The organism is Stenotrophomonas sp. HMSC10F07 (assembly GCF_001807895.1).
Classification (GTDB): domain Bacteria; phylum Pseudomonadota; class Gammaproteobacteria; order Xanthomonadales; family Xanthomonadaceae; genus Stenotrophomonas; species Stenotrophomonas sepilia.
Genome location: NZ_KV791353.1, coordinates 14,016 through 21,112 on the forward strand (window position 1 = coordinate 14,016; position 7,097 = coordinate 21,112).

The window sequence follows — 7,097 nt, forward strand, 5'->3', positions numbered from 1 at the left end:
CAGCGGCCGGCACTACCCACGCGCGCTTACGCGCTGATGCCGTATTCCTTCAGCTTCTTGCGCAGGGTGGCGCGGTGGATGCCCAGCATCGCCGCGGCGCGGCTCTGGTTGCCTTCGCAGTGGTTGAGCACTTCCACGAACAGCGGGATTTCCATCTCGCGCAGCACGATCTCGTAGACATCGTCCGCGTCGCAGCCATCAAGGTCACGCAGGTAGCGGCGCACGGACTGGGCGACGTGTTCACGCAGCGGTGGCCGGGGAGCGCCACGACTGTTGTCAGGACGAGAGAGGACAGCGTTCAAGGGGGTTCCCGATTCGGTTGGCCCGTGCGCGCGGAGCGCGCGGCCGGACGAGGTGGTGGCGGCCAGTCTAGCGCGAGCGTGCCCGACCTGCCACGGCTGGTCGCCTCTATCCTGCTCAGAGGAAGTCGAAGGTGAATGCGACGGTGGATGCGGCGGGTTCCTGCACGCGGAACGCAATGCGTGCACTCTGGCCAGGTTCCAGCACGGCCGCGCCGGGGTTCTCGCCGAGGTACTGCGCCGGTGCGAACACGCCGCTGCCGATCACCCGGCCATCGGCATCGGACAGCGACAGGCGCAGATCCGGCCAGGCCTGTGCCCAGCGCGCATCGTTGCGGATGCTGGCCTGCACCTGCAGTACGCCGGCCTGGCCCGGCACGGGGCGGATCTCGCGGCTGGTCATGGTGAACGCGGTGGGTTCATGCCAGGCCGGCAGGCTGCAGCGCAATACGCCGCACAGTGCGCCCAGCCAGGCGCGGTTGCCGGCGTCGGCGGCCAGTCGCGCACGATCGGCCAGAACACTCTGCAGGACCAGCAGCAGTGCCAGTCCGGCGACCAGCCCCCAGTGCCAGCGTGGCGTCGGCAGTGCGCGTGGCCGCGAGGTGCCCAGGAAACTGGGTGCATCTCCGGCCACGGCCTGCGGGACCGGAGCGGCAAGGACGGGTTCGATCACGGCCGCTTCGTCGGGGTTGACGATGTCATCGCACTGTCGCGTTTCCGCCATCGGTGGCAACGCCGCTTCGAGGGGGGCGCGGGCTTGGGCTGGCGGGATGTCATCCATCGCCGGGTCGGGCGTGCGTGAATCGGTCGCAGGTGCAGCCTCGCCTTCCGACGCGGGGCGCAGGAAGGTGGCCAACGGGCGGCGCGGCGGGTTCGGCTCGGACATGCTCAGGGTGCGGGCTCGGATCCAGCGGTCATTCAATCACGATCAGGCGCGGCGTATGCCGGTGATGCGCATCCAGTCGCCATCCTGGGTCGCATGCAGGTCGTCGAACCACGCGGCGTAGCGCTGCAGCAGTTCGCCTTCCTGGCCCTGCAGGATGCCCGACAGGGCGATGCGGCCCCCGACGGCAACGCGCGCGGCCAGCAGCTCGGCCAACGCGTCCAGTGCCGAGGCAAGGATGTTGGCGACCACGATCGGGTAGGTGGCGACCGGTTCGTCCTGCGGCAGGTACACGTGCATGCGCGCCTGCTCGCCGTTGCGCTCGGCATTGTCGGCGGTGGCGACCAGTGCCTGTGGATCGTTGTCCACGCCGATCGCTTCGGCGGCACCGAGCTTCAGCGCGGCCAGGGCGAGGATGCCCGAGCCGCAGCCGAAGTCGAGCACGCGCTGGCCCTGCAACTGGCCGTCCACGGCCAGCTGGTCCAGCCAGCGCAGGCACAGGGCGGTGGTCGGGTGGGTGCCCGAGCCGAAGGCCAGGCCCGGGTCCAGCCGCACCACGGCGGCATCGGCGGCCTGCGCGGCGTCCGGCAGTTCATGGTTCCACGGCACGATCCAGGTACGGCTGCCGAAATCCATCGGCTGGAACTGGTCCAGCCAGGCGCGTTCCCAGTCTTCATCCTCGACGGCGCGGAAGCTGCCGTTGCTCCAGTCCAGTTCCGGATCGAATGATTCCAGCGCGGCCAGCAGCAACAGCGCATTGCTGTCGGCGGGGAACAGTGCGCTCAGCACCAGGGTGTCCCACAGCGGCGTTTCACCCACGCCGGGTTCGAGGATGGCCTGTTCGTTGCTGGTGTCGGCTTCGGCATCGAGCAGGGTCACGGCCAGTGCGCCGACGTCCTCCAGCGCATTTTCATAGCGGGGCTGGGTGGCTTCGGTGCAGCGCAGGGTCAGTTCCAGGAACGGCATGGCGGTGGGGGCAATCACGGGAAAGGGGGCCATGCTAGACCATCGGGGCGTCTCCGTATTGCCTGAGATGCCGCCCTGAGATGAACGGGGGCAGTTCAGACAGGCCTGCCGGGCCTTGCTAAACTCGGCACTTTCCTGTGCGCCGTGAACGCTCACCGCCGCCGATGGCCTTCGCCCCGACCCTGAAAACCTGGTTGCTCGTGCTGCCGGCGGTGGCCGTGCTGGGCGTGGCCGGGTACCGGGCCAGCGGCCATGCGGCGGGCGTGGCATCACCGTCGCCGGACCTGCCGACCGTCGTGGCCAGCCGCGACAGCGGAGCGGCGTTGCCGGTGGTGCCGGAAGCCCTGGCGCGCCGGCTGGCCACCGTCGAGCGCGGCAACACGCTGCCGTCGGGCCTGCCGCTGGACCTCCGCGCTGACATCGAAGATGCCAGCGATCTGTACGCCTACGCCCAGCGACTGCGCGTGCAGGCCGATACAGGTAACCATGAAGCGCGCTGGATGCTCAGCCGCGTGTATGACTATTGCGCGCAGTACGCACTCGATCCGGGTGGTTACCGCCTGGACAACAACGTGTTGAGCGGGTTGGGCCTGATCGCGGCGCCGGCGATGATCGAGGCCCGCGAGCGCGTGGCGCAGCGGTGTGGCGGCTTCGTTCCGGGCGACAAGCTGGGCGCTGCGCTGGTGCTGGCCGAACGCCGCAAGGCGGCCGCGCAGGGCAACCTGGCCGCAGAAGCATCGTTGTTCGCCGAGGGTGAGCCGTTGCATGACAGTGCCGAGTACCGCCGCGACCTGGTCGAGCGCGTGCGTACTTCGCGTGACCCGGAGGCCTATATGGCGATCGCGCCGGGCATGGGCGTGCGTGCCGCCGGTGACAGCGCACTCGACGGCCTGGTGGCGGGCGAACAGCTCAGTGAGCTTGCATGGCGGCTTGCGGCCTGCGAACTCGGTCTACCGTGTGGAGCGGACAGCGTGCTGGTCAACAGTTTTTGTGCGAACGGAGGGATCTGTTCGCAGGATGGAGCGCAGGATTTCCGGGATTTCGTGTATGACGCTGCGGTATCGCGGCAAGGTGCTGGGAAAATGAAGGAATGGATCAAGCGATTGATTGGAAAGAGGGACGGGCGATGAATTACCGTCGATTCCTGCATGGGGCCAAGTTCTGGTTCTGGGTGGCGCTGTTCGTGGCCTACTCTGCCGGTGCGGTCGGCCTGCTGATGATCGATACCTACGAGGATCGGTACCGGCATCTGTCGAAGGTGGAACTGACCACGGTGAAGGCGCAGGAAGACGTGCGCCGCGCCGGCGCCAGCCAGGTCGCTGCGGTCTATCGCGCGCAGACGGGCATGCCGTTCGCTTCACTGCCGGCTGGCAGCACCTTCCAGGTAGTGTGGCCGGATGGCTCGACCGAGACCATGGTGATCGTCGATCCGACCTCGCCCAATGGCGTGCGGCCGCTGGCCAATTCGCAGATTCCGGCCGACGGCGGCGGACGCGCGCTGAGGCCGCATCAGTAGAGCCGAGCCATGCTCGGCTGCACTCGCCCGCAAGCCGGGAACGGCTCGGCGCTGCCGGAAGGAAAACAGAAAAGGGCGGGGATATCCCCGCCCTTTCCATGTCCAGCATCGGGTGACGATCAGGTCAGCGCGATCGGCTTGTTCTTGCGCTCGGCAAGGCGCTTTTCCAGATAGTGGATGTTCTGTCCACCGGCCTGGAAACCCTTGTCGCGCATGATCCGCTGCTGCAGGGCGATGTTGGTCTTGATGCCATCGACCACCATCTCGCTCAGCGCCACCCGCATGCGGGCGATGGCGGTTTCGCGGTCCGGGCCGTGCACGATCAGCTTGCCGATCATCGAGTCGTAGTTGGACGGCACGCGATAGCCACTGTAGATGTGGGTATCCACGCGCACGCCGGGGCCGCCCGGCGGATGGAAGCCGGTGATGGTGCCCGGGCTCGGCACGAAGGTCTCAGCATCTTCGGCGTTGATGCGGCACTCGATGGCATGGCCGGTCAGTACCACGTCGCTCTGCTTGATCGACAGCTTCTGGCCAGCGGCGATCTTCAGCTGCTCGGCCACCAGGTCGATGCCGGTGACCATTTCGGTGACCGGATGTTCCACCTGGATGCGGGTGTTCATTTCGATGAAGTAGAAGCGGCCGTCCTCGTACAGGAACTCGAACGTGCCCGCGCCGCGGTAGCCGATGCGGATGCAGGCTTCGGTGCACACCTTGCCGATCTGCTCGCGCTGTTCGGCGGTGATGCCCGGTGCCGGTGCTTCTTCCACCACCTTCTGGTGGCGGCGCTGCATCGAGCAATCGCGTTCGCCGAGGTGGATGGCGTTGCCCTGGCCGTCGGCCAGCACCTGGATCTCCACGTGGCGCGGGTTCTCCAGGAACTTCTCCATGTAGACCTCGCCATTGCCGAACGCGGCCTTGGCCTCGCTCTTGGTGGTTTCGATCGAGGTCTTCAGCGAGGCTTCGGCGTGCACGACGCGCATGCCACGGCCACCACCACCGCCGGCCGCCTTGATGATGACCGGATAACCGATCTCACGGGCGATCTTGGTGTTGGCGACGATGTCATCGCCCAGCGGGCCGCCCGAACCGGGCACGCACGGCACGCCGGCGGCCTTCATCGCGCGGATGGCTTCGACCTTGTCACCCATCATGCGGATGGTGTCAGCCTTGGGGCCGATGAAGATGAAGCCCGACTCTTCCACGCGCTCGGCGAAGTCGGCGTTCTCCGACAGGAAGCCGTAGCCCGGGTGGATGGCCTGGGCGTCGGTGACTTCAGCAGCGGCGATCAGTGCCGGGATGTTGAGGTAGCTCTGCGGCGACGGCGCCGGACCGATGCAGACCGACTCGTCGGCCATGGCCACGTGCTTGAGGTTGCGGTCGACCGTGGAGTGCACGGCCACCGTGCGGATGCCGAGGGTATGGCACGCGCGCAGGATGCGCAGCGCGATCTCCCCTCGGTTGGCGATGACGACTTTGTCGAGCATGGCGCGCCCCTCAGCCGATCACGAACAGCGGCTGGTCGAACTCCACCGGCTGGCCGTTCTCGCCGAGGATGGCGACGATGGTGCCGGACGTGTCGGCTTCGATCGGGTTGAACATCTTCATCGCTTCGATGATGGCCAGGGTTTCGCCTTCCTTGACCTGCTGGCCCACGGTGACGAAGGCCGGCTTGTCCGGGGCGGACGAGGCATAGAACGTGCCGACCATCGGCGAGCGCAGCACATGGCCTTCCGGCAGCGCCGGGCCCGGCTTGGCGGTGCCGCCGGTGGAGGCTTCGGTCGGCGACTGCATCGGCATCGCCTGCGCCGCCGGCGCCGCCGGGGCGGCGTACACCGGAGCTGCGACCGGCGCGGCATAACCAGCGACCGGAGCGCGCGACAGGCGCACCGACTCTTCGCCTTCCTTGATTTCGATTTCAGCCAGGTTCGACTCTTCCAGCAGGTCGATCAGTTTCTTGATTTTGCGCAGATCCATGAGGGCCTCTTTGGTTTCTATCTAGGTGAGGAGAGCGCCGTGGGCGCCCGGGTCGACAATCAGGTGGCGGATACGCGCAGCAGCGCCGCGTCCATCGCGTAGCGGTAGCTGTCGGCACCGAAGCCGCACACCACGCCCACCGCCTTGTCACTGAAGTAGCTGTGCTGGCGGAAGGGTTCGCGGGTATGCGGGTTGGACAGATGGATCTCGATGAACGGCACCGCCACCGCTGCCAGCGCATCGCGCAGGGCCACCGAGGTGTGGGTGAAGGCGGCGGGGTTGATCAGGATGAAAGCGGTTCCGTCGTTGCGCACAGCCTGCACGCGGTCGACCAGCACATGCTCGGCGTTGGACTGCAGGCTCTCCACGGCGTGCCCGGCAGCGGATGCCTGCGCGGCCAGGGCCTGGTCGATGTCGGCCAGCGTGGTGTGGCCGTACACCTCCGGCTCGCGGGTGCCGAGCAGGTTGAGGTTGGGGCCGTGCAGGACCAGCAGCTTCGCCATGGGATCCGGAAGACGGGAAAGGGCGGCAGTCTGGCGGAACCGGCGGATGCTGTCCAGTTCGGCGAAGTTTGCAGCGTTTCAATCGTCCGTTTGAAATTGGCTGCAGGGCTTGTCGCCGTACGGCGGGCGCTGGATCAAGGCGCGCTGAACGTCTTGCAGGCGGTGGATGCGAGCACATAGGCCGACGATCACGGCAGGGCCGGGCGAGGGGCGATGCCCCAACGGCCCATGATGCGGTAGATCCACGCCATGCGTGGATGAAGGAAGTGCGGTGCGCAGCAAGCTACGCAGCCACCGAGGGGGCTGCCCAAGGTGCGCTGCACACCCCCAGCGCCCCAATCGGACATCCGCTCAGGTTTCCAGCGGCACCGTCGGCACCACGTTCGGGAATACCTCCTCCAACGGCTCCTGTTCCCCCGGTTGTGGCGCCGGCCAGTTGTAGGCGTTCACCGGCTGCGCGCGGTTCACCCACAAGGCGTAATACAGGTGATCGGCGCGACCGTCGCCGGTATTGGGGTGGATCAGGATGGTCAGCCCCAGGCTGTTGAGCTGCAGCCAGGGCACCAGCACCGGCAGCAGGTCGTTGGTGAAGCCGAAGTAGAAAGAGGGCGTGACGTGCGGGCCGCGCGGCTCCAGGTTCCAGTTGCCCAGCTCCACCGGGAAGCGCTCGGCGGCCCAGCGCCGCAGCAGGGCTGCCTTCTCGAAGCTGTCCTCATCGAAATAGATATGGGCGTGGTAGCTCTTGATGTCGGTGTAGGCGCGCGGGGCGGTGGGCAACGTGGCCTCGCCGGGGCGCACGCTGGCCGGGCGCGGGGTCGGTTCGCTGGCCGTGGCCTGGCCCCAGGGGCTGCGGCCCTTGGGCGCTGGCGGAACGATGGCGCGGAAGCCAGGTCGCCCGGGTTCGGTGGTGTTCACGGCGCTGCCGACGCGCGCGGCGGCGGTGGCGGTGGACG

At 67.5% G+C, this 7,097-nt stretch carries 9 protein-coding genes; 2 read left to right on the top strand and 7 right to left on the bottom strand.

What is annotated here, in order from left to right:
* Window positions 1-26: 26 nt before the first annotated feature.
* From fis to prmA, 3 genes are all read right to left on the bottom strand, one after another.
* Window positions 27-302, bottom strand: a complete 276-nt coding sequence (fis, locus tag HMPREF3114_RS06300; RefSeq protein WP_005419706.1) for a DNA-binding transcriptional regulator Fis — start codon at window positions 300-302, stop codon at window positions 27-29.
* A gap of 115 nt (window positions 303-417) precedes the next feature.
* Window positions 418-1,185 (bottom strand): DUF3426 domain-containing protein, encoded by a 768-nt coding sequence (locus HMPREF3114_RS06305; RefSeq protein ID WP_070489370.1) that lies wholly within the window; start codon window positions 1,183-1,185, stop codon window positions 418-420.
* A 42-nt stretch (window positions 1,186-1,227) separates the two neighbouring features.
* Entirely contained in the window at window positions 1,228-2,148 is a 921-nt protein-coding gene (gene prmA, locus HMPREF3114_RS06310) for a 50S ribosomal protein L11 methyltransferase (protein WP_070489376.1), read from the bottom strand.
* A gap of 164 nt (window positions 2,149-2,312) precedes the next feature.
* Here prmA and HMPREF3114_RS06315 point away from each other — a divergent pair, with 164 nt between their 5' ends.
* Both HMPREF3114_RS06315 and HMPREF3114_RS06320 read left to right on the top strand, forming a co-directional pair.
* Window positions 2,313-3,278 (top strand): hypothetical protein, encoded by a 966-nt coding sequence (locus HMPREF3114_RS06315; protein ID WP_070489372.1) that lies wholly within the window; start codon window positions 2,313-2,315, stop codon window positions 3,276-3,278.
* Window positions 3,275-3,664 (top strand): hypothetical protein, encoded by a 390-nt coding sequence (locus HMPREF3114_RS06320; protein WP_053498269.1) that lies wholly within the window; start codon window positions 3,275-3,277, stop codon window positions 3,662-3,664. Before HMPREF3114_RS06315 ends, HMPREF3114_RS06320 begins: the two co-directional genes overlap by 4 nt.
* A 119-nt stretch (window positions 3,665-3,783) precedes the next feature.
* Here the strand turns inward: HMPREF3114_RS06320 and accC are convergent, their stop codons facing one another.
* The 4 genes from accC to HMPREF3114_RS06340 form a co-directional block, all read right to left on the bottom strand.
* Window positions 3,784-5,151, bottom strand: a complete 1,368-nt coding sequence (accC, locus tag HMPREF3114_RS06325) for an acetyl-CoA carboxylase biotin carboxylase subunit (protein ID WP_005419697.1) — start codon at window positions 5,149-5,151, stop codon at window positions 3,784-3,786.
* 10 nt (window positions 5,152-5,161) lie between these two features.
* Entirely contained in the window at window positions 5,162-5,641 is a 480-nt protein-coding gene (gene accB, locus HMPREF3114_RS06330; protein ID WP_019660824.1) for an acetyl-CoA carboxylase biotin carboxyl carrier protein, read from the bottom strand.
* Window positions 5,642-5,700: 59 nt separating this feature from the next.
* Window positions 5,701-6,144: a type II 3-dehydroquinate dehydratase gene (gene aroQ, locus HMPREF3114_RS06335; protein ID WP_053498267.1), complete on the bottom strand. Its 444-nt coding sequence runs from the start codon at window positions 6,142-6,144 to the stop codon at window positions 5,701-5,703.
* A gap of 351 nt (window positions 6,145-6,495) precedes the next feature.
* On the bottom strand, window positions 6,496-7,097 hold a 602-nt coding region (locus HMPREF3114_RS06340; RefSeq protein ID WP_070489374.1), incomplete at its 5' end, for a DOPA 4,5-dioxygenase family protein.

Excerpts from the sequence above, each read along its gene's own strand:
- accC (WP_005419697.1), bottom strand. The coding sequence starts at position 5,151 with ATGCTCGACAAAGTCGTCATCGCCAACCGAGGGGAGATCGCGCTGCGC.
- HMPREF3114_RS06320 (WP_053498269.1), top strand. The coding sequence starts at position 3,275 with ATGAATTACCGTCGATTCCTGCATGGGGCCAAGTTCTGGTTCTGGGTG.
- prmA (WP_070489376.1), bottom strand. The coding sequence starts at position 2,148 with ATGCCGTTCCTGGAACTGACCCTGCGCTGCACCGAAGCCACCCAGCCC.
- HMPREF3114_RS06315 (WP_070489372.1), top strand. The coding sequence starts at position 2,313 with ATGGCCTTCGCCCCGACCCTGAAAACCTGGTTGCTCGTGCTGCCGGCG.
- aroQ (WP_053498267.1), bottom strand. The coding sequence starts at position 6,144 with ATGGCGAAGCTGCTGGTCCTGCACGGCCCCAACCTCAACCTGCTCGGC.
- accB (WP_019660824.1), bottom strand. The coding sequence starts at position 5,641 with ATGGATCTGCGCAAAATCAAGAAACTGATCGACCTGCTGGAAGAGTCG.
- HMPREF3114_RS06305 (WP_070489370.1), bottom strand. The coding sequence starts at position 1,185 with ATGTCCGAGCCGAACCCGCCGCGCCGCCCGTTGGCCACCTTCCTGCGC.